This window comes from Arthrobacter sp. Soil_C_49 (assembly GCF_057656635.1).
This window is the reverse complement of record NZ_JBDGJZ010000001.1, coordinates 436893-458309: the sequence shown is the minus strand read 5'-3', so window position 1 is coordinate 458309 and position 21417 is coordinate 436893. Positions and strand designations below refer to the sequence as shown.

The following is a 21417-nucleotide window of genomic DNA, read 5'->3' as shown; positions in this document are numbered from 1 at the left end:
GCGGCGCGAGTGAGCGCACGTCTGTGATGAGGCGGCCACGAGTGAGCGCTCGTTGGTGATGAGGCGGCCACGAGTGAGCGCGCGTTGGTGGCCGGGTGGTTAAAAAACTCCGGTGGTTGAGCCTGTCGAAATCAGCGTTTCGACAGGCTCAACCACCGGAGTGCGGACCTTGTACTGTCAGCCGGCCATCACCGCGGGGCCGACGAACGGATCCACCGCGAGGGCAATAAAGAGCAGTGTGAGGTAGCTGATGGATCCGTGGAAGACCTTCATGGCGCGCTTGTCCGAGATGTCCTCGCGCTGGGCCCGGTTGTAGAGCGAGTGCGATTCGTACAGGAACCAGGCGCCGGCCAGGACGGCCGTGGCGGTGTAGACCCAGCCAGCCCCGCCGGCGGGAATCATGAGCAGCGAGCAGGCCACCATGGCCCAGGCGTAGAGGACCACCTGGACTGAAACCACCTTGGCGCCGGCGATGGCTCCGAGCATGGGGACGTTGGCGTTGCGGTAGTCCTCGCCGTAGCGCATGGACAGCGGCCAATAGTGCGGCGGCGTCCAGAGGAAAATCACCATAAAGAGAATGACGGCGGGCCACTCCACCGAGTTGGTGACGGCGGCCCACGCGATCAGGACCGGAAAGCAGCCCGCGGCGCCGCCCCATACGATGTTCTGCGCTGTGCGCCGCTTGAGGATGATCGTGTAGATCACGACGTAGAAGAAGATGGCGCCCAGTCCCAGCCAGGCGGACAGCGGGTTGGCTCCGAACCACAGGATGGCGATGGCTGCCGCGCCGAGGAGCCAGGAAAAGATGAGGGCTTCACGCGGCGTGACTTCGCCGGTGACCAGCGGACGGTTCTCGGTGCGGTGCATCAGCTTGTCGATGTCGCGGTCGATGTAGCAGTTGAAGGCTCCCGCGCTGCCGGCGGCAAAGGCGCCGCCCACCAAAGTGGCCAGGATCAGCCCGATGGAGGGAAAGCCGCGTTCGGCGTAGATCATGGTGGGCAGGGTGCTGACCAGCAGCAGCTCAATCACGCGGGGCTTGGTGAGGGCGAGATACGCCTTTGCCTTACGGGCAATCCCGGCACTCGACCGGGATGCGTTCAGCGGCGTATCTGTTGTGCTCACGGTGGCAGTCACCCGTTCTGTTGGCAGTTCTGTCTGGTTGTCCAGCTTTGTCATGAGGCCTTGCCCTTGCGGGCACCGGCGGAAGCATCATTAACGTGATCCGCGCGCCGGCCGGGAGTTCCGGCGGCCGGAAAGGTCCGCAACCCGGCGCTGGCCTCCAAATATCATACCGTGCTGCTCCCCTCCCAACGGCCCGTTATGTCCCCGCGGCAATCGGCCTCCATTTGGTGCTGGTGATTGCTCGCGCACTGATTCGAGCAGATTAACTCAACCTCACTTCAGGGGGATTCATATAAGGGGACATTGCGTCCACAACGTGAGATTTGGGCCGCCCGGAGAATGGAATAGAGCTAAGCTGTCAAACAGATCAGCACGCAGCAAGGAAGCGGTGGAAAACGCATTCCCAGGCTGGCCAGTGGCTGAGTGAAAGATCAACGTTTCGATGGTGAACGGCTGGTACACACCGCAGCGGGCGCCACACAGCGTGCCTTCAAACGGAACCCGTGTGCCGCCTGGCATCAGCACAGAGAGGGGCCCGGTTTTCGTGCCACATTTGGAAGAGCAAGAACTGTCTTGGACCAACCTGGATCAGCGCGCGGTGGACACTATCCGCGTCCTGGCTGCGGACGCCGTGGAGAAGGTGGGCAACGGCCACCCCGGAACGGCCATGAGCCTCGCGCCGGCCGCATACCTTCTCTTCCAGAAGCTGATGCGCCACGATCCCCGCAACCCCGAGTGGCTGGGACGGGACCGCTTCGTCCTTTCCCCGGGCCACACTTCACTGACGCTTTACATCCAGCTGTTCCTCTCCGGCTACGGCCTGGAACTGAAGGACCTTGAGGCACTCCGCACCTGGGGTTCGCTGACTCCGGGCCACCCCGAGTACAAGCACACCGCCGGCGTGGAAATCACCACCGGCCCGCTGGGCCAGGGCCTGGCTTCCTCGGTCGGCTTCGCGTACTCCCAGCGCCGCCAGCGCGGCCTGTTCGACGCCGACGCCGCCCCGGGGACCAGCCCGTTCGACCACACCATCTGGGTGATCGCTTCCGACGGCGACCTGCAGGAAGGCGTCACGTCCGAGGCTTCCTCGCTGGCCGGTCACCAGGAACTGGGCAACCTCGTTGTTGTCTACGACGAGAACCACATCTCCATCGAGGACGACACCGACATCGCCTTCACCGAAGATGTCCTGAAGCGCTACGAGGCCTACGGCTGGCACGTCCAGCGCGTGGACTGGACCAAGACCGGCGAATACAAGGAAGACGTGCAGGAGCTCTACTCGGCACTCCTCGCCGCCAAGGCTGAAACCTCCAAGCCCTCCATCGTTTCGCTGCGCACCATCATCGGCTACCCGGCACCCAAGAAGCAGAACACCGGCAAGATCCACGGCTCGGCCCTCGGTGCCGAGGAAGTCGCAGCGCTCAAGGAAGTCCTGGGCTTCGATCCCGCCAAGTCCTTCGACGTTGACCAGGAAGTCCTGGCCCACGCCCGCGCCGTGGTGGACCGCGGTGCGGCCGCCAAGAAGGAATGGGAAGAGTCCTTCAACGCCTGGCAGGCAGCCAACCCCGAAGGCGCAGCCCTGCTCCAGCGCATCGAGGCCAAGGAACTTCCCGAAGGCCTGGACGCGGCCCTTCCGGTCTTCCCGGCCGGCAAGGACGTCTCCACCCGCGCCGCTTCAGGCAAGGTCCTGAACGCACTGGGCCCGGTCCTGCCCGAACTGTGGGGCGGTTCCGCGGACCTCGCCGAGTCGAACAACACCACCATCGAAGGCTCGCCGTCGTTCGTTCCCGCCTCCAAGCAGACGGACGCCTGGAAGGGCAACCCCTACGGCCGCGTCCTTCACTTCGGCATCCGCGAACACGCCGCGGCCTCGATCGTGAACGGCATCAGCCTCCACGGCCGCACCCGCGCGTTCTCTGGAACGTTCCTGATCTTCAGCGACTACCAGCGCCCCGCGATCCGCCTCGGCGCCCTTATGGGTGTGCCGTCCCTGTACGTCTGGACGCACGACTCCATTGGCCTCGGTGAAGACGGCCCCACCCACCAGCCGGTTGAACAGCTCGCCTCACTGCGCGCCATCGTTGGCCTGGACGTGGTCCGCCCCGGCGACGCCAACGAAGTGGCTGTTGCCTGGAAGACCATGCTGGAGAACCACAGCAACCCCGCCGGCATCGTGCTGACCCGCCAGAACATCCCCACCTGGGAGCGCGGCGAAGGCCGGGCCGACGGCGACACGTTCGGTTCCGTGGCCGGCGTCGCCAAGGGCGGGTACGTCCTGGCCGAAGCGTCCAAGGACGGCGCCACCGTTCCGGCTGACGTGCTCCTGATCGCCACCGGCTCCGAGGTCCAGCTGGCCGTCCAGGCCCGCGAAACCCTGCAGGCCGAAGGCATCGCCGCCCGCGTCGTCTCCATGCCGTGCGTTGAATGGTTCAACAAGCAGGACGCCGCGTACCGCGAGTCCGTGCTGCCCGCGGCCGTCAAGGCCCGCGTGTCCGTTGAAGCAGGACTTGCCCTGGGCTGGAAGGAATTCGTCGGCGACGCCGGCCGTTCCGTCAGCCTCGAGCACTACGGCGCTTCCGCCGACTACAAGCGCCTCTTCCAGGAGTTCGGCATCACTGCGGAAGCAGTAGCCGCCGCTGCCAAAGACTCCCTCGCCGCCGCCCAGGCCTAATAACCAATTTCTGAGGAGATAAACACCATGACTACTCCCACCCAGCAGCTTTCCGAGGCCGGAGTTTCCATCTGGCTCGATGACCTTTCCCGCGGACGCCTCGACACCGGCACCCTGCGTAAGCTCATCGAAGAAAAGAACGTGGTTGGCGTGACCACCAACCCGTCCATCTTCCACGCCGCGATCACCTCCGGCACGGACTACGACGCCACCATCGCCGCCCAGGCAGCAGCCGGGGCCAGCGTTGAGGACACCATCTTCGAGATCACCACCACCGACGTCGCCGACGCCTGCGACCTGTTCGCTCCCGTGGCAGCAGCCACCAAGGGTGTCGACGGCCGCGTGTCCATCGAAGTTGACCCGCGCCTGGCGTGGGACACTGCCGGCACCATTGCCGAAGCCAAGCACCTGTACAAGAAGGTCAACAAGGACAACGTCCTGATCAAGATCCCGGCCACCCTTGAGGGCCTCGAAGCGATCACCGCAACCCTGGCCGAAGGCATCAGCGTCAACGTGACCCTGATCTTCTCCCTGGAGCGCTACCGCGCCGTCATCAACGCCTTCCAGGCCGGCCTGGAACAGGCCAAGGAAAACGGCCACGACCTCTCCAAGATCCACTCCGTGGCATCCTTCTTCGTCTCCCGCGTGGACACCGAGATCGACAAGCGCCTGGACGCCATCGGCACCGACGAAGCCAAGGCCCTCAAGGGCAAGGCAGGCGTCGCGAACGCCCGCCTGGCCTACCAGGTCTACGAAGAGCTCTTCGCCACGGAGCGCTGGGCCCTGCTGGCAGAAGCCGGCGCACTCCCCCAGCGCCCGCTGTGGGCCTCCACGGGCGTGAAGGACCCGGCCTACCCGGACACCCTCTACGTCACCGAGCTCGTTGCACCCGGCGTGGTGAACACCATGCCGGAGAAGACGCTGGACGCCACTTTCGACCACGGCGTGGTCACCGGTGACACCATCACCGGCACCTACGCGGAAGCCAACGCCACCCTCGACGCGCTCGAGAAGCTCGGCATCTCCTACAACGACGTCGTCGCCATCCTCGAATCCGAAGGCCTGGACAAGTTCGTGGCCAGCTGGAAGGAGCTGCTCGGCGACGTCGAGGGCGCCCTGGCCTCTGCACGGAAGGCTTCCTAACCAACGATGAGCACACTCAGCTACGAAGCCACCGGTGCCGCACAGCAGGCACTTGAACAGCACCTTCCCACTCTGGTGGAGGACCGGATCGCCACCCGGATCTTCGCGAAGGACCACACACTGTGGGGTCCCGACGCCGAATCCGAGTCCGCGATCCGCCTCGGCTGGGTTGAGGCGGCCACCGTCTCGCAGCCGCTGGTAAAGGAGATCCTCGAACTCCGTGACGCCCTCCGGGCCGAAGGTGTGACCCGCATCGTGCTTTGCGGCATGGGCGGATCCTCGCTGGCTCCGGAGGTCATCGCCGGTACCGCCGGCGTCGAGCTGACTGTGCTGGACAGCACGGACCCTGACCAGGTCCGTGCTGCCCTGGCGGACCGGCTGGCGGAGACCGCCATTGTGGTCTCCTCCAAGTCCGGTTCCACCGTTGAGACTGATTCCCAGCGGAGGGTCTTCGAAAAGGCGTTCAACGACGCCGGGATCGATGCCGCGAGCCGGATCATCATCGTCACCGATCCGGGCTCCCCGCTGGACAAGGCTTCCCGCGAGGCCGGCTACCGGGCCGTTTTCAACGCTGACCCCAACGTCGGCGGCCGCTTCTCGGCGCTGACCGCGTTCGGCCTGGTGCCTTCGGGCCTGGCCGGCGTGGACATCCAGGCCTTCCTGGATGAGGCTGAGGAAGCTGCAGAGGTCCTCAATGAGGATGCACCCGAGAACATCGGCCTGGCACTGGGAACCGCGCTGGGCGGGACCAGCCCGCTGCGCAACAAGATCGTCATCGCCGAGGACGGTTCGGGCATTGTGGGCTTCGCCGACTGGGCTGAGCAGCTGATCGCGGAGTCCACGGGCAAGCTGGGCACCGGCGTCCTGCCGGTGGTGGCGGGCCCTTCTTCACCTGAGGTGACTTCCGGCGCGCCGGATGTCCTGGTGGTGCGGCTGGTAGCCGCGGATGCCGACGTCGAACTCGGTGAGAACCAGGTGGCCATCGCCGGGGGCCTGGCCGCGCAGATGATGGTCTGGGAGTTTGCCACGGCCGTGGCCGGCCGCCTGCTGGGCATCAACCCGTTCGACCAGCCGGACGTGGAGGCTGCCAAGGTGGCCGCCCGCGGCCTGCTGGACGCGCAGCCCGAGCCCACGCCGGCAGCTTTCGTTGACGGTGCCGTCGAGGTCCGCGGCGGCGACTGGCTGGGCGATGCTTCCACTGCGGAGGGCGCCGTCAAGGCGCTGCTGGACACGCTCGAGGCGGACAGCTACCTGAGTGTCCAGGCGTACTTTGACCGGCTGGCGTTCGCGCAGCTGGAAGGCGTCCGCGACGAGCTCGCGGCTGTCACGGGCCGTCCGGTGACTTTCGGCTGGGGCCCCCGGTTCCTGCACTCCACCGGCCAGTTCCACAAGGGCGGCCCCGCGATTGGCGTGTTCCTTCAGGTAACCGCTGCTGCGGCGGAAGACCTTGCCATCCCGGAGCGTCCCTTCACCTTCGGGGAACTGATTGCCGCGCAGGCCGCGGGCGATGCCCAGGTCCTCAGCGAGCACGGACGCCCAGTGCTTCGCCTGCACCTGACGAACCGTGCCGCCGGTGTGGCACAGTTGCAGGACATCATTGCTGCGCTGTCCGCCAGGTCAGCCTCCGTCACCGAAAGCTAAGGCACAAAGCAACATGCCAGAAACTGAATACGGCAGGTCGCCCGGGACGCGTCCCGGCAAAACGCTGCGTAATCCGCTGCGGGATCCCCGTGACCGCCGTTTGAACCGGATTGCCGGTCCGTCCTCGCTGGTGCTCTTCGGAGTCACTGGCGACCTTGCCCGCAAGAAGCTCATGCCGGCTGTGTATGACCTGGCCAACCGCGGGCTGCTGCCGCCGAGCTTCGCGCTGGTGGGTTTTGGGCGCCGGGAGTGGACTGATGAGGATTTCGCCGGTCAGGTGAAGGCCTCGGTGCAGGCCTACGCGCGCACGCCTTTTGATGAGGCGGTGTGGAACCAGCTGTCCGAGGGCATCCGTTTTGTCCAGGGCGAGTTCGACGACGACGGCGCTTTTGAGCGTCTTGGCGAGACGATCAAGGAACTCGACGACGTCCGCGGCACCCGCGGAAATCATGCGTTCTATTTGTCGATCCCGCCGAAGGCGTTCGAACAGGTCTGCCGGCAGCTGTCCAAGCACGGCCTGGCGCAGGCCGAGGGCGACAAGTGGCGGCGTGTGGTCATCGAGAAGCCATTCGGGCACGACCTCGAGTCGGCCCGGAAGCTGAACGACATCGTTGAGTCGGTGTTCCCGCAGGATGCCGTGTTCCGGATCGATCACTACCTGGGCAAGGAGACGGTCCAGAACATCCTGGCGCTGCGCTTCGCGAACCAGCTGTTCGAGCCGTTGTGGAACGCCAACTACGTGGACCACGTCCAGATCACCATGGCCGAGGACATCGGCACCGGCGGCCGGGCAGGCTATTACGACGGCGTGGGCGCCGCGAGGGACGTGATCCAGAACCACCTGCTCCAGCTGCTGGCCCTGACAGCGATGGAGGAACCGATCTCCTTCAACGCCGATGACCTGCGCGCCGAAAAGGAAAAGGTCCTCGCCGCCGTCAAGCTCCCCGATGATCTGTCCACGCACTCAGCCCGGGGGCAGTTCACCGGCGGCTGGCAGGGCGGCGAGCAGGTCCAGGGCTACCTGGAGGAAGAAGGCATCCCCGCCAACTCCACCACCGAAACGTTCGCCGCGATCCGGGTGGACATCCACACCCGCCGCTGGTCCGGGGTGCCGTTCTACCTTCGCGCCGGCAAGCGCCTGGGCCGGCGCGTGACGGAGATCGCGGTGGTGTTCAAGCGTGCACCGAACCTGTTGTTCCGTGACCACGGGGAGGATGACTTTGGCCAGAACGCCGTGGTGATCCGGGTCCAGCCCGATGAGGGCGTGACCATCCGGTTCGGTTCCAAGGTCCCGGGCACGCAGATGGAAGTCCGCGACGTGACTATGGACTTCGGCTACGGCCACTCCTTCACCGAGTCGTCCCCGGAAGCGTATGAGCGTTTGATCCTGGATGTGCTGCTGGGTGAGCCGCCGTTGTTCCCGCGGCATGAGGAAGTGGAGCTGTCCTGGAAGATCCTTGACCCGTTCGAGGACTACTGGGCCACCCTGGACGAGCAGCCCGAACCCTACGCCCCCGGTTCCTGGGGGCCGGCCAGCGCCGATGAGCTGCTGGCCCGCGACGGACGAACCTGGAGAAGGCCATGATTGTAGACCTGCCGGACACCACCACCTCCAACGTTTCCAAGAAGCTCATGGCCCTGCGCGAGCAGGGCGGCGTGATCGCACTGGGCCGGGTACTCACCCTCGTGGTGGTCACAAAATCCGGACTTGAAGAAGAAGCGATCGAGGCCGCCAACGATGCCAGCCGGGAACACCCCTGCCGGATCATCGTCCTGGCCGACGCCGGAGCCGACGCAGCGGACCGGCTCGACGCCCAAATCCGGGTGGGCGGTGACGCCGGCGCCTCCGAGGTGATCGTGCTGCGCGGCTACGGAGAACTGTCCCATGAGTCCGAGTCCCTCGTCGCTGCTTTGCTGCTCCCGGACGCACCGATCGTGGCCTGGTGGCCGCACGGCGCCCCGGAAAACGCCTGCGAGACCTCCATCGGCCGGATCGCCCACCGCCGGATCACCGACTCCGCCAACGAACCCGACCCGCAGGCGGCACTGGCGCGGATCCACAAAACCTACCGGGCCGGCGACACGGACCTGGCCTGGACCCGCCTGACCAACTGGCGGATCCAGCTCGCGGCGGCCCTGGACGAAGTGGACTCCTCGCCGGTGACTGCCGTCGCCGTCGAGGGTGCCTCGGACTCCCCGTCCACCATCCTCCTCGCGGCCTGGCTCACCCTGGCCCTGGAAGCACCGGTGACCATCGTGGCTGACCCCGCCGGGACCGGCATCCGGCGCGTACGGCTCACGCGTCCAGGCGGCGACGTCCAGCTCTTCCGCCCGGGACTGTCCGTGGCCGAGCTGACCCAGCCGGGGCAGCCCGCCCAGCGGATCACACTGCCCCGCCGCAGCCTCCGCGACTGCCTGGCCGAGGAGCTGCGGCGCCTGGACCCGGACGAAGTCTTCGGCGAAGTGATTACTATGGGACTGCCACGTACCAATCTAAGGAGCGTCCGACCCAGTGAGCGTTGAGCCAAGAGTAAGCATCCATCCTGATTCGTCGGTGCTGATGGCAGCCATTGCGGCGCGCCTGATTACCAAGCTTGTTGATGTGCAGGACAAGTACGGTGAAGCTACCGTGGTGCTGACCGGCGGCACGGTGGGCATCGGGACGCTTAAGGCTGTTGCTGACTCTCCGGCTGCTCCCGCAGTCAACTGGTCGAAGGTCAATTTCTGGTGGGGTGATGAGCGGTTCGTCGCGACCGGCGATGATGACCGGAACACCAGGCAGGCGTACGAGGCGTTGCTCTCGCACATCCCGGTGGACCCGGACCGTGTCCATGAGCCCGGCTCATCGGACCAGTTCGGCAGCCCGGAGGAGGCAGCGGAGGACTATGCGCGCCGGTTGCGGGAGGCCGCAGCTGAGGAACATGCAGCCGACATGTCTGATGACCGGCCGGAGGAACCTTCGGCGCTCCCCCGCCTGGACGTTGTCCTGCTGGGTGTGGGACCGGACGCACACATCGCGTCACTCTTCCCCGAGCAGGCCGGCATCCGGGAGAAAACCCGCACCGTGGTGGGCGTCCGCAATTCGCCCAAGCCCCCTCCCCTGCGGGTCTCGCTGACACTGCCGGCTATCAATACCGCCACGGAAGTCTGGATGGTAGTGGCTGGCGAAGACAAAGCCGGCGCTGTGGGCTTGGCACTGGCCGGCGCCAACCCGGTCCAGGTTCCTGCTGCGGGTCCCCGCGGTACATCACGGACCTTGTGGCTTATTGATGAAAATGCGGCGTCACGTGTCCCGCAGCAACTCGTCCGGAAGGACGCTGCGGGCGCGTAGCTTTTCCAGCGCTCCAGCCAGGAGGTCTTCGGCATCCTGGCTGGAGCGCCGCTCTTTAACGTATTCCAGGTGGCTCTTGTAGCCGTCATCGAGGATGTCAGCATCAGCGGGCGCCGCGCCGTCCCTTGCCGCCACCGCACCGCACCGCCGGCAATCCCACACCGCCGGAATCTGGTCCTCGGGAAGTTTGACGAACACCAACTGCGTTTCGTGTCCCTTGGCGCACCAGTACGAGATCCGGATGCGCGGAAGGCTGTTCCCGTGCTCCCCCGATTCGAGGCTCGTTCCTGTACCTGCCGTTGCACCCGCACGGGTGCCCCGGAAACCTGATGTTGGATGGATCATCGGGGCTCCTGCCTGTTAAACAGAACTGTGGCTGCCGGGGAACCGACAGCCACAGTTTAGTTCGCGGACCGGCGCGGCGGCAGTGCCCGCGCGGAACCTTTTATCCGGAGGTCAGGAGTCTCCGCCGCCGGTGAAACGCATAATAAGTCCCAGGGCGATGATGACGATGCCCCAGGTGACGCCGAGGATGATGGTGAACCGGTTCAGGTTCCGCTCAGCAACCCCTGAGGAGCTCAGGCCCGAGCTCATGCCGCCACCGAACATGTCGGACAGTCCGCCGCCCCGTCCTTTATGGAGGAGGATCAGCAACGTCAGCAGGAGGCTGGTGATGCCAAGGAGGATCTGCAGAATGACATGAAGAACGTCCACGACGGCCTTTCAGAAAGTTGGAATGACGGGAGTGTGCGCGGCGGGACGGACTAGTCCGTCACCAGGTGACTCTCGAACCTGACAATATTAGCAAACTCGGCCGGATCGAGGCTTGCGCCACCCACCAGCAGGCCGTCCACGTCGCGTTCCTTCAGGATGGCTGCGGCGTTATTGGCCTTGACCGAACCACCGTACAGGAGCCGGGTCTTGGCAGCCGTTGCGGCATCGAAAAGGGACTCAAGCTCAGTGCGGATGGCGGCGCACATTTCCTGTGCGTCTGCCGGTCCCGCAACCTCGCCCGTTCCGATGGCCCAGACGGGCTCGTAGGCCACAACAAGCTCAGCGGCCTGCTCCGGGCTTAGCCCGGCGACAGCGGCACGGAGCTGGGCGAGGGTGTGCTCGACGTGCGTGCCCGCCTGGCGGATCTCAAGGCCTTCACCCACGCAGAGCACGGGAACGAGGTTGTGCTTGAAGGCAGCCTTGACCTTGGCATTCAGAACGTCGTCGGACTCGTTGTGGATGGTCCGCCGCTCGCTGTGGCCCACCAGCACGTACTTGCAGCCCAGCTTGTTCAGGAACTGGCCGGAGATGTCACCGGTGTAGGCGCCGGAATCGAACTGGGAGAGGTCCTGGCCGCCGTAGGCGATATCCAGGTCGTCGCCCTGGACCAGGGTCTGCACGCCGCGCAGATCGGTGAACGGCGGGAAGACGGCGACCTCCACCCGGCTGTAGTCGTGCTTGGCATCTGAAAGGGTCCAGGCAAGTTTCTGCAGGAGGGTGATGGCCTGGACGTGGTCCATGTTCATTTTCCAGTTGCCCGCGATGAAAGGCTTGCGGTCAAAAGCGCCGTTCGTTGACGATGTCACGTATTCTCCAAAAGTCTTTGATATGTATGCGGCCGGCAGGCTGCCGCGGGGCAACCTGCCGGCCGGACGTCCGGTACGGCTACCGGACGCTATTACTACCGGTCCAGGACGCTAAGCCCCGGGAGTTCCTTGCCTTCGAGGTATTCCAGGCTGGCGCCGCCACCGGTGGAAATGTGCCCGAACTGGTCATCCGCGAACCCGAGGGTGCGGACTGCGGCAGCTGAGTCGCCGCCACCCACGACGGTGAACGCGCCGGTTTCGGTGAGGGCCTGGGCGATGGAACGCGTCCCGGCGGAGAACGCCTCGAATTCGAAGACGCCCATGGGGCCGTTCCAGAAGACGGTCTTGGCACCCTTGATCCGTTCGGCGAAAGCAGCCGCCGAGTCAGGTCCGATGTCCAGTCCGATACCCTGCGCACCGAAGCTGCTGCTTTCGATGGCGTCAGCGGCGACGGTCTCGTGGGCGGCGTCGGCGGCGAACTTCTCCGCCACCACCACGTCCGTAGGCACCACGAATTCGGTGCCGGCGTCCGCTGCGCGCTTCAGGTAGTCCTGGACCACGGGGATCTGGTCTTCTTCCAGCAGGCTGGAGCCCACCTTATGGCCGGCCGCGGCGAGGAAGGTGAACAGCATGCCGCCGCCCACCAGGATGGTGTCCGCCTTGCCGAGCAGGTTGTCGATGACCGCCAGCTTGTCCGAGACCTTGGAGCCGCCGAGCACCACCACGTAGGGGCGCTGGGTGTCCGCCGTAAGCTTGCGGAGAACTTCCACCTCGGTGTGCACGAGGTCGCCCAGGTAAGACGGCAGCCGGGTGGCGACGTCATACACGCTGGCGTGCTTGCGGTGCACGGCGCCGAAGGCGTCATCCACATAGGCGCCGTTGTCGCCCGTCAGGGCCACCAGCTCGTCAGCGAAGGCGCCGCGCTCGGCGTCGTCCTTGCTGGTTTCGCGGGCGTCGAAGCGGACGTTCTCCAGGACCAGCACTTCACCGTCCTGGAGGGATGCTGCGGCGTCTTTTGCGGAGCTGCCCACGGTGTCAGCGGCCAGTGTGACTGTGAAGTCCGCCAGCTCAGCCAGGCGGGCAACCGCAGGCTTGAGGGAGTACTTTTCCTCCGGGGCACCCTTGGGGCGTCCGAGGTGGGCTGTTACCAGCACGCGGGCACCGGCGTCCGTGAGCTTTCGCAGCACTGGCAGGGAGGCCTTGATCCGGCCGTCGTCAGTCACTGTAGAGCCGTCGAGCGGCACATTCAGGTCACTTCGAACCAGAATGTACCGCCCGCGGACACCTTCAGCGATCAGTTCGTTGAGGGTGTGAGATGTCATGTGTCTAACCCTAGCCCAGCTTGGACGCCACAAGCTCCGTAAGGTCAACGAGTCGGTTGGAGTAACCCCATTCGTTGTCGTACCACGAAACAACCTTGACCTGGTTGCCAATCACCTTGGTCAGGCCGGAGTCGAAGATGGACGAGGCGGGGTCGCCGACGATGTCGGAGGAGACGATGGGCTCGTCCGTGTAGGTCAGGAAGCCCTGCAGTTCCTCGGATTCGGCAGCGCGCTTGAGGGCGGCGTTGACTTCCTCCACGGTGGTCTCGCGGGAGACGGTGACGGTGAGGTCGGTGGCGGAGCCGGTGGGGACGGGAACGCGGATGGCGTAGCCGTCCAGCTTGCCCTTGAGCTCGGGCAGGACCAGGCCAATGGCCTTGGCTGCACCGGTGGAGGTGGGGACCATGTTGATGGCTGCAGCGCGTGCGCGGCGCAGGTCCTTGTGCGGGCCGTCCTGCAGGTTCTGGTCTGCGGTGTAGGCGTGGACGGTGGTCATCAGGCCACGCTCGATGCCGAATTCGTCGTTAACCACCTTGGCCAGCGGACCGAGGCAGTTGGTGGTGCAGGAAGCGTTGGAGATGATGTGGTGCGTCGCATTGTCGTAGAGGTTGTGGTTGACACCCATCACGATGGTGATGTCCTCATCCGAAGCGGGGGCGGAGATCAGGACCTTCTTGGCGCCGGCGTCAATGTGCTTCTGCGCATCGGCGGCCTTGGTGAAGAAACCGGTGGATTCGATCACGATGTCCACGCCCAGCTCGCCCCAGGGGAGGTTGGCGGGATCGCGCTCAGCCAGGACCTTGACGACGTTGCCGTTGACGACGATATTGCCGTCCTTGACCTCGATGGTTTCCTTCAGGCGGCCGCCCACGGAGTCGTACTTGAACAGGTGGGCGAGGGCCTCCGGGCTGGTGAGGTCGTTGACTGCAACGATCTCCAGGTCCGCGCCCTGTGCCAGGGCCGCGCGGAAGTAGTTGCGGCCAATACGGCCAAAGCCGTTGATACCAATACGGGTCGTCACTTTTTCAGTCTCCTTGGTGCTTTGAGAAGCACAACTAGTTGAGCGGGCTATCAAGCCAACTAACAGATCCCGCACGCCATTGGGCAGAGATGATTTACATGCGGAGGGCGACCAGCCTCATTGCTGAAGGCTAACCGCCTTCCGTGACCTATCTTACGTTTAACTGGGTCCGCCCCCGCAAGTGCGGGGGCGGACGGTCCACATTGCGGTTGGTTTAAGTCCGAATGTGAAGTTTGTTACAGGCGCGTGTAGCGCATGTCACTACCGGAGGGTGATGAGTCCGGTGGCGTTGGTGCGGGCAGCCTCGAAGCGCTTGGCGACGTCGGCCCAGTTCACGATGTTCCAGAACGCCTTGACGTAGTCGGCCTTGACGTTGACGTAGTCCAGGTAGAAGGCGTGCTCCCACATGTCCAGCATCAGCAGCGGGGTGGTGCCCAGCGCCGTGTTGCCCTGCTGGTCGTACAGCTGCTCGATGACCAGGTTCCCACCGATGGGCTCGTAGGCCAGGAAGCCCCAGCCGGAACCCTGCAGGCCGAGTGCGGCTGCGGAGAACTGGGCGCGGAACGCGTCGAAGGAACCGAAAGCGTCATCGATGGCCGCTGCCAGCTCGCCCTCGGGCTTGTCGCCGCCGTCCGGGGAGAGGTTGTTCCAGAACACGGAGTGGTTGATGTGCCCGCCGGTGTGGAACGCGAGGTCCTTCGACAGCCGGTTGATGTTGGCGAAGTCGCCCTTCTCGCGGGCTTCGGCCAGCTGGGCCAGGGCGTTGTTGGCGCCGGCCACGTAGGCGGCGTGGTGCTTGCTGTGGTGCAGCTCCATGATGCGCGCAGAAATGTGCGGCTCCAGGGCAGCGTAGTCGTAGCTGAGTTCAGGCAGTACGTACTCGGTCACAAAATCCTCCAATATCGTGGACCCTTGGTCCGGTTGGTAACTCTCGGATTGTGCATCCGGGCGTCTGGCACCCGGAATCTTTTTGATTCTATGGGCCGGTTACTCGTCCAGCATTTCCGGCGTCACATTGGCGTCCGTTCCAGGGATGCCCAGGTCAAGGGCACGCTTGTCCGCCATGGCCAACAGCCTGCGGATCCGTCCGGCGATGGCGTCCTTGGTCATCACGGGATCGGCCAGCCGGCCCAGTTCGTCCAGGCTGGCCTGCTTGTGCGCCACGCGGAGTTCGCCGGCGTACTTCAGGTGCTCCGGCACGTCGTCGCCAAGGATCTCCAGTGCCCGGTCGACCCGGGCGCCCGCGGCGACCGCGGCCTGGGCTGAGCGACGCAGGTTGGCGTCGTCAAAGTTGGCCAGCCGGTTGGCGGTGGCGCGGACTTCCTTGCGCATCCGGCGTTCCTCCCAGACCATGAGGGCGTCGTGGGCGCCCATGCGGGTGAGGAGGGCTGCGATGGTATCGCCGTCGCGGATGACCACACGGTCCACACCCCGGACCTCGCGGGCCTTCGCCTGGATGTCCAGGCGCCGGGCGGCGCCCACCAGTGCCAGCGCCGACTCCGGGCCCGGGCAGGTAACCTCCAGCGAGGAGGAGCGGCCGGGTTCGGTGAGTGAGCCATGGGCCAGGAAGGCACCCCGCCACACTGCTTCGGCGTCGGCTGCGGAACCGTTGACCACGGCGGACGGCAGCCCCCGCACGGGGCGGCCACGGCCGTCCAGGAGGCCCGTCTGCCGGGCCAGCGCCTCACCGTCGCGCACCACCCGGACCACGTAGCGGCTGGCGCGGCGCAGTCCCCCGGCGGAGACCACAATGATTTCGCTCTGGTGTCCGTAGACTTCGGCTATGGCCGCGCGGAGGCGGCGGGCCGTTGAGGCCAGGTCCACCTCGGCTTCGATGACGATCCGGCCGGAGATGATGTGGAGCCCGCCGGCGAAGCGCAGCATGGCTGAGACTTCCGCTTTCCGGACTGATGACTTCTTGATGTCCAGACGGGAAAGTTCTTCCTTGACTGATGCTGTCAGTGCCATGGCACCTTCCTAACTGTTCCCGAAAATGTCGTGGTACGCCGTGGCCAGACGCAGGGGGTCATGGACGGGTCGGCGGCCCGACGCCCCTACTTTACCCAAGACCACCTCGGCTCCGATCATCGCGGCGGCCTTCTGGAACTCAGGCAGGTCGGGAACCGATGCGGGGTCGGCGAGGACCACGTCTATGCTGAAGTCCGGCGCGTACCGCCGCAGGACATGGAGGTGGTCGGCAGCGCTCATGCCGCTGGTTTCCTTGGTGTCCGTGGCCAGGTTCATGGTCAGGAGGCGTTTGGCCGGGGTGTGGCACAGCGCCTGCTGCATCTCGGGGAGCAGCAGGTGCGGCAGCACGGAGGTGTACCAGGAGCCCGGTCCCAGGATCACCCAGTCCGCCAGTTCGATGGCGGAGAGGGCTTCCACGCAGGCGGGTGCGGCTTCGGGCAGGAGGCGCACCGACTCCAGGGAACCGGCCACGGCACACCGTGCCTGGCCGTGGATGGTCTCCAGCTGCGAGGTGCCGTCCGGGGCGGTGACCCGTACGTCGCCTTCGATGGTTAAGGGTTCGGTGGACATGGGCAGGACCTGGCCGCGGGCTCCGAGCAGCGCGCCCGCCCACCGGAGCCCGGCGACGGCGTCCCCGAGCAGCTCCCAAAGTGTGACGATCAGCAGGTTTCCCGTGGCGTGGTCGTCCAGGGAGCCGCCCGGGCCCTTTCCGGGGCGGAAGCGGTGCTGCATAACATCGCGCCAGGTCCGGCCCCAGTCCGTGTCATCGCACAGGGCGGACAGGGCCATCCGGAGGTCTCCCGGCGGGAGGACGCCGTACTCGTCGCGCAGACGCCCGGAAGACCCGCCGTCGTCCGCTACCGTGACGATGGCCGTCAGCTCCGTGGTGAGCAGGCGCAGGGCCGAAAGGGAAGCCGACAGGCCGTGGCCGCCGCCGAGTGCAACAACGTTCCGCCCTTTGACCGGCTGGTTCGGGGCCGTTCCGGCCGGTGGAACCAGCGGCAGGGCACCGGTGAAGAGCGACATTACTCCCGGCCCAGGTCCCGGTGCGTGGTGGTCACGGTGACGCGGGGAAACTGGGCCAGTTTCTTGGAAAGCTCGACGGCGACCGCCACCGAGCGGTGTTTGCCGCCGGTGCAGCCCACGGCAATGGTGGCGTAGTGCTTGTTCTCGCGGCGGTAGCCGTCCAGGACGGGTTCCAGCGCCATGACGTAGCGGTCCACGAAGTTCTTGACGCCTTCGGCTTCAAGGACGTAATCGCTGACGTCCTTGTCCAGGCCGGTGTGCGGGCGGAGCTGGGGCACCCAGTGCGGGTTGGGGATGAAGCGCACGTCCGCCACGTAGTTGGCGTCGACCGGCAGCCCGTACTTGAAGCCGAAGCTCATGATGTTCAACCGCAGGGCCACCGGGCCGGTCTCGCTGAAAAGCTCCGTGATGGCGGTGGCCAGGCCGTGGACGTTGTAACCCGAGGTGTCCAGCACGACGTCGGAGCTGTCGCGCAGTTCCTGCAGCAGCTCCCGTTCGGCGGCGATGCCGTCAAGGATGCGGCCGCCGCCCTGCAGGGGGTGCGGCCGGCGTCCCTGTTCAAACCTGCGGACCAGCACGTTGTCGCTGGCATCGAGGAAGAGGACGCGGAAGGTCACACCGCTGGCAGCCAGCGCGCCCAGCGCCGCGCGGATGTCCGCGAAGAGTCCCTTGCTGCGCACATCGATGACCACGGCCAGCCTGGGGATGGACTGCGGCGCGTGCGAGACGAGCTCGGCCAGGGTGCCCAGCATCTGCGGCGGCAGGTTTTCCACGACGTACCAGCCATGGTCCTCCAGCGCGTCAGCAGCTGTACTCCGCCCGGCTCCGGACATCCCAGTGACCACCAGCAGTTCCGCTTCGAGCGGCTTGACGGGCTGCATCCCGTCCTCCCCTGCTCCGGATTCCGCCGTTGTGTCTGCCATTAAGTCCGCCCCGTTTCTTCAGTTGCCTGGTGGGGCGGCCCGCGTTGGCCCGCACCCCTCCCCAACCCTAGCTAAGAATCGCTGAAGTCCGCTAAGTTTCAGCGGACGTGGCTGGATTTTGGTCAATCCGGTGAACTTTCTGCGTACTCCGGCGTGGTCCGGAACCCGTCAGGTTTCGATGACCTCGCCGGTGGTCATGTTGATCGCCGGCACCGGGGCCGCTTCGGGTCCGCTGCCCGAGAAGTGGTTCACGATGGCGCTGGCCAGGGCCGGGCCGATGCCCTTCGCTTCGGACAGTTCTGCCGCCGACGCTGCCTTGACCCCTTTGACCGATCCGAAGTGCGCCAGGAGGGCTTTCCGTTTGGAAGCTCCCAGCCCCGGTACCCCGTCCAGGGCGGAGGCGGTCATGGCCTTTCCACGCTTCTGCCGGTGGAACGAGATGGCGAACCGGTGCGCCTCGTCGCGGATCCGCTGCAGCAGGTACAGGCCCTGGGACGTGCGGGGCAGGATCACGGGGAAGTCGCTGTCCGGCAGCCAGACTTCCTCCAGCCGTTTGGCCAGGCCCACCACGTACACATCGTCGATGCCGAGGTCCGCGAGGGCACGGGCCGCTGCGTTGACCTGGGGCTTGCCGCCGTCCACCACCACCAGGTTGGGCGGGTAGGCGAACTTGGCCCGGGGTGCCGGCGTGGTGGTGTCGAGCAGGGCGGTGTCCTGCCGGACTGCTGTGTCAGCCGCTTCTGCCTGGCCGGGCCCTGCCTGGACCAGGTCCGCCTCCGCGGCGCCCGGGCCGCCTGCGTTGAGGACGGATTCGTCCACCTGCGCCGACTTGTCCTTCAGGTAATGCCGGAACCGCCGGGTGAGGACGTCGTGCATGGCCGCAGTGTCATCGGACGCCGCGTCGCCGGTGATGGAAAACTTCCGGTAATCGGACTTCTTGGGCAGCCCGTCCTCCACCACCACCATGGAGGCCACGACGTTCGTGCCCTGCACGTGCGAAACGTCAAAGCATTCGATGCGCAGCAGCGGCACGGGCAGGTCCAGGGCCTCCTGGAGTTCCTGCAGCGCCTGGGACCTGACGGTGAGGTCGCCCGCGCGGCGGGTCTTATGGAGCTTGAGGGCATGTTCGGCGTTTTCGCGGACCGTGGACATAAGCGCGGCTTTGTCCCCGCGCTGCGGCACCCGGATGTCCACCTTGGCACCACGCAATCCGCTGAGCCAGACCGTGAGTTCCGCCTCGTTGCTGGGTGCGACAGGCACCAGCACCTCGCGGGGCAGCCTGCCGTGGCTTTGCTCCTCATCCCCGTACACCTGCTGCAGGAGGTGCTCCACCAGGTCAGGAGTGGTGGAATCCTCCACCTTCTCCACCACCCAGCCGCGCTGGCCGCGGATCCGGCCGCCGCGGACATGGAATACCTGGACGGCGGCTTCCAACTCGTCCTCATGGAGGGCGAAGACGTCAGCATCGGTGTCTTCCGCAAGAACCACCGCGTTGCGTTCAAAGACTTTGCGAAGCGCGGTGATGTCATCGCGCAGGCGCGCCGCCCGCTCGTAGTTCAGCTCGGACACGGCTTCGGCCATCTGCTTCTCCAGCTTGCTGATGAAGCGTTTGGCTTCACCGCCCATAAAAGCGCAGAAATCCTCCGCGAGGGCCCGGTGGTCGTCCGGCGGGATCCGGCCCACGCAGGGCGCTGCGCACTTATCGATGTAGCCCAGCAGGCAGGGCCGGCCGCTGGCCTCGGCGCGCTTGAAGACGCCCGCACTGCAGCTGCGGACCGGGAAGACGCGGAGGAGGGTGTCCATGGTTTCCCGGATGGCACCGGCAGTGTAGGGGCCGAAGTAGCGGGTGCCCTTTTTCTTGTCTCCGCGCATCACCTGCACCCGCGGATATTTTTCGCCCATGGTGACAGCGAGGTAGGGGTAGGTTTTGTCGTCCCGGAAGACAACGTTGAAGCGGGGCTTGAATTCCTTGATCCAGGTGTATTCCAGCTGCAGCGATTCCAGCTCGCTGCCCACCACGGTCCATTCCACGCTGCTGGCTGCGTGGACCATGGCGTAGGTCTTGGGCAGCAGGCCTGCGGGGTTGGCGAAGTACGAGTTCAACCGGGAGCGGAGGCTTTTCGCCTTGCCCACATAGATGACGCGGCCGTTCGGGTCGCGGAACCGGTACACCCCCGGGTTGGTGGGAATTTCGCCCGTTTGGGGCCGGTAACTTGCTGGATTTGCCACCTATCCATTCTACTGAGGCACGCGGGGTGCCATAGCCGGCAAGGCAGCTACTCGATGACCTTGCTCTGGTTGTAGCTGGCGGAGCGTTCCTGGCCGCTGAGCTCGGCGATCGCGTCCATGATACGGTCCGTGACCTGCCTGCGGGCAGGGAGTGAGTGGTCCGGCCCGGTCTTGTCGAAGTACAGCGGCTCCCCCACCTTCATGGTGAAGTGTTGCGGCCTGACTCCCTTTTCACCGGCGCGCTGCAGGTTTTCGGTCCCGATCAGACCCACGGGGATCACCGGGGCACCGGTGGTCAGGGCCAGCCAGCCCACTCCGGTGCGGCCGCGGTAGAGGATGCCGTCGCGTGAACGGGTCCCTTCCGGGTAGATGCCGATTCCGCGGCCGGATTCGAGGATGTCCATGAGGGTCTTGAGCGCCTGGACGCTGGCGGCCTGTTCGCCGCGTTCCACCGGGATGGAACCCACCGATTCGAAGAAGGCTTTCATGACCTTGCCCTTGACGCCGCCGGTGGTGAAGTACTCCGCCTTGGCGAAGAAGGCGACCGGGCGGGGCATCAGCGCCTGGACAATGACGCTGTCAAAGAAGGACAGGTGGTTGGGTGCCACGATGAAGGGCCCGTCGGCGGGGACGTTTTCGATCCCGACGACGGAGGGCCGGCAGGTGCCGGCAATAAGGCTGCGCGTGGTCCAGCGGACGGCTTCAAACATTTCCATCGTTGGTCACCTCGCTCATTGCAGCCAAGTGGATGGTTTCAAGGCGGTCTATGGTGCCCGCAAGTTCGGCCGCGGTTGCCACCACGGCCACAGCTCCGGCAGTCTCCAGTTCGCCGTCGGGTGCGAACCCCCAGGCAACTCCGATGCAGTCCAGGCCGTTGGCGATGGCACCAGCGACGTCCTGCGCGCGGTCCCCCACCATCAGCGCGTGGTGCGTGCCCAGGTCCTTCAGGGCGGCAGCGATGATTTCCGTCTTTCCGACCGGGACCCCGGCCACGGCAGACTCGTCATCTGCCGAGCCGTGGATTCCCTGGAACAGCCCGTCGATCCCGTGATGTGCCAGGACGGTGTGGGCGAGCCCCTGGGGTTTCTGCGTCGCCACGGCAATCGGCCGGCCTGCAGCCGCGTAAGATTCCAGGACTTCGCGGATGCCCGGGTAGAGGCGGCTCTGGCCGATTCCGGTGGCCACGTAGTACTCCCGGTAGCGGCGGATAACCTCATCCAGCAGCCCGGCCGGAACCCCGGCCACGTTCAGCAGGGAATCGCTCAGCTTCGGGCCGATCATCGCTTCGAGCAGTTCCTGGCCGGGAACTGGAAGCCCCAGCCCCTGAAGGGCTGCGGCAATTCCATCTGTTATCCCACCGGCCGGATCGACAAGAGTGCCGTCCAGGTCAAAGATCACGGGCACTGTTGTTTGAGTCACCGGGTTAGTTTCTCACGACAG

Annotated in this window: 19 protein-coding genes; 6 read left to right on the top strand and 13 right to left on the bottom strand. The window is 65.7% G+C overall.

What is annotated here, in order from left to right:
- Positions 1 to 177 precede the first annotated feature (177 nt).
- On the bottom strand, positions 178 to 1134 hold the full coding sequence (locus tag AC3A4Z_RS02080) for a heme o synthase (RefSeq protein ID WP_498710063.1): 957 nt from the start codon (positions 1132 to 1134) through the stop codon (positions 178 to 180).
- A gap of 541 nt (positions 1135 to 1675) precedes the next feature.
- On the opposite strand from AC3A4Z_RS02080, the gene tkt reads away from it, so the two are divergent.
- From tkt to pgl, 6 genes are read left to right on the top strand one after another with little or no spacing between them, the layout of a single operon-like run.
- Complete coding sequence (gene tkt / locus AC3A4Z_RS02075) at positions 1676 to 3793, top strand: transketolase (RefSeq protein ID WP_498710061.1); 2118 nt, start codon at positions 1676 to 1678, stop codon at positions 3791 to 3793.
- Between the two features lie 27 nt (positions 3794 to 3820).
- Positions 3821 to 4936: a transaldolase gene (gene tal / locus AC3A4Z_RS02070; RefSeq protein WP_498709724.1), complete on the top strand. Its 1116-nt coding sequence runs from the start codon at positions 3821 to 3823 to the stop codon at positions 4934 to 4936.
- Positions 4937 to 4942: 6 nt separating this feature from the next.
- On the top strand, positions 4943 to 6577 hold the full coding sequence (locus tag AC3A4Z_RS02065) for a phosphoglucose isomerase-related protein (protein ID WP_498709723.1): 1635 nt from the start codon (positions 4943 to 4945) through the stop codon (positions 6575 to 6577).
- Between the two features lie 13 nt (positions 6578 to 6590).
- The gene (gene zwf / locus AC3A4Z_RS02060) at positions 6591 to 8162 is read left to right on the top strand and encodes a glucose-6-phosphate dehydrogenase (protein ID WP_498709721.1); all 1572 of its coding nucleotides are present in this window, start codon (positions 6591 to 6593) and stop codon (positions 8160 to 8162) included.
- Positions 8159 to 9100 carry a glucose-6-phosphate dehydrogenase assembly protein OpcA gene (locus AC3A4Z_RS02055; RefSeq protein ID WP_498709719.1) on the top strand — a complete coding sequence of 314 codons (942 nt, stop codon included), beginning with the start codon at positions 8159 to 8161 and terminating at the stop codon, positions 9098 to 9100. Before zwf ends, AC3A4Z_RS02055 begins: the two co-directional genes overlap by 4 nt.
- Positions 9090 to 9908, top strand: coding sequence for a 6-phosphogluconolactonase (pgl, locus tag AC3A4Z_RS02050; protein ID WP_498709717.1), 819 nt, complete (start codon positions 9090 to 9092; stop codon positions 9906 to 9908). Before AC3A4Z_RS02055 ends, pgl begins: the two co-directional genes overlap by 11 nt.
- On the opposite strand, the gene AC3A4Z_RS02045 is transcribed toward pgl, so the two are convergent.
- The 12 genes from AC3A4Z_RS02045 to AC3A4Z_RS01990 form a co-directional block, all read right to left on the bottom strand.
- On the bottom strand, positions 9861 to 10253 hold the full coding sequence (locus AC3A4Z_RS02045) for an RNA polymerase-binding protein RbpA (protein ID WP_498709714.1): 393 nt from the start codon (positions 10251 to 10253) through the stop codon (positions 9861 to 9863). The two genes, pgl and AC3A4Z_RS02045, sit on opposite strands and share 48 nt — an antisense overlap.
- A 111-nt stretch (positions 10254 to 10364) precedes the next feature.
- Positions 10365 to 10622, bottom strand: coding sequence for a preprotein translocase subunit SecG (gene secG, locus AC3A4Z_RS02040; protein ID WP_493969125.1), 258 nt, complete (start codon positions 10620 to 10622; stop codon positions 10365 to 10367).
- Between the two features lie 50 nt (positions 10623 to 10672).
- Positions 10673 to 11488 (bottom strand): triose-phosphate isomerase, encoded by an 816-nt coding sequence (gene tpiA, locus AC3A4Z_RS02035; RefSeq protein WP_498709712.1) that lies wholly within the window; start codon positions 11486 to 11488, stop codon positions 10673 to 10675.
- Between the two features lie 95 nt (positions 11489 to 11583).
- Entirely contained in the window at positions 11584 to 12810 is a 1227-nt protein-coding gene (locus tag AC3A4Z_RS02030; RefSeq protein WP_498709710.1) for a phosphoglycerate kinase, read from the bottom strand.
- 10 nt (positions 12811 to 12820) lie between these two features.
- Positions 12821 to 13831 (bottom strand): type I glyceraldehyde-3-phosphate dehydrogenase, encoded by a 1011-nt coding sequence (gene gap / locus AC3A4Z_RS02025; protein WP_493969128.1) that lies wholly within the window; start codon positions 13829 to 13831, stop codon positions 12821 to 12823.
- A 261-nt stretch (positions 13832 to 14092) separates the two neighbouring features.
- Complete coding sequence (locus AC3A4Z_RS02020) at positions 14093 to 14719, bottom strand: superoxide dismutase (protein WP_050055345.1); 627 nt, start codon at positions 14717 to 14719, stop codon at positions 14093 to 14095.
- 99 nt (positions 14720 to 14818) lie between these two features.
- Complete coding sequence (gene whiA / locus AC3A4Z_RS02015) at positions 14819 to 15799, bottom strand: DNA-binding protein WhiA (RefSeq protein ID WP_050055346.1); 981 nt, start codon at positions 15797 to 15799, stop codon at positions 14819 to 14821.
- Between the two features lie 9 nt (positions 15800 to 15808).
- Positions 15809 to 16825 (bottom strand): gluconeogenesis factor YvcK family protein, encoded by a 1017-nt coding sequence (locus AC3A4Z_RS02010; RefSeq protein ID WP_498709707.1) that lies wholly within the window; start codon positions 16823 to 16825, stop codon positions 15809 to 15811.
- Complete coding sequence (gene rapZ / locus AC3A4Z_RS02005) at positions 16825 to 17748, bottom strand: RNase adapter RapZ (protein WP_050055348.1); 924 nt, start codon at positions 17746 to 17748, stop codon at positions 16825 to 16827. Before rapZ ends, AC3A4Z_RS02010 begins: the two co-directional genes overlap by 1 nt.
- A gap of 168 nt (positions 17749 to 17916) precedes the next feature.
- Entirely contained in the window at positions 17917 to 19977 is a 2061-nt protein-coding gene (gene uvrC / locus AC3A4Z_RS02000) for an excinuclease ABC subunit UvrC (RefSeq protein WP_498709705.1), read from the bottom strand.
- A 47-nt stretch (positions 19978 to 20024) separates the two neighbouring features.
- Positions 20025 to 20693, bottom strand: a complete 669-nt coding sequence (locus AC3A4Z_RS01995) for a 1-acyl-sn-glycerol-3-phosphate acyltransferase (protein ID WP_493969131.1) — start codon at positions 20691 to 20693, stop codon at positions 20025 to 20027.
- The gene (locus AC3A4Z_RS01990; RefSeq protein ID WP_498709704.1) at positions 20680 to 21396 is read right to left on the bottom strand and encodes an HAD hydrolase-like protein; all 717 of its coding nucleotides are present in this window, start codon (positions 21394 to 21396) and stop codon (positions 20680 to 20682) included. The genes AC3A4Z_RS01995 and AC3A4Z_RS01990 overlap by 14 nt, the downstream gene beginning before the upstream one ends.
- Between the last annotated feature and the right edge of the window lie 21 nt (positions 21397 to 21417).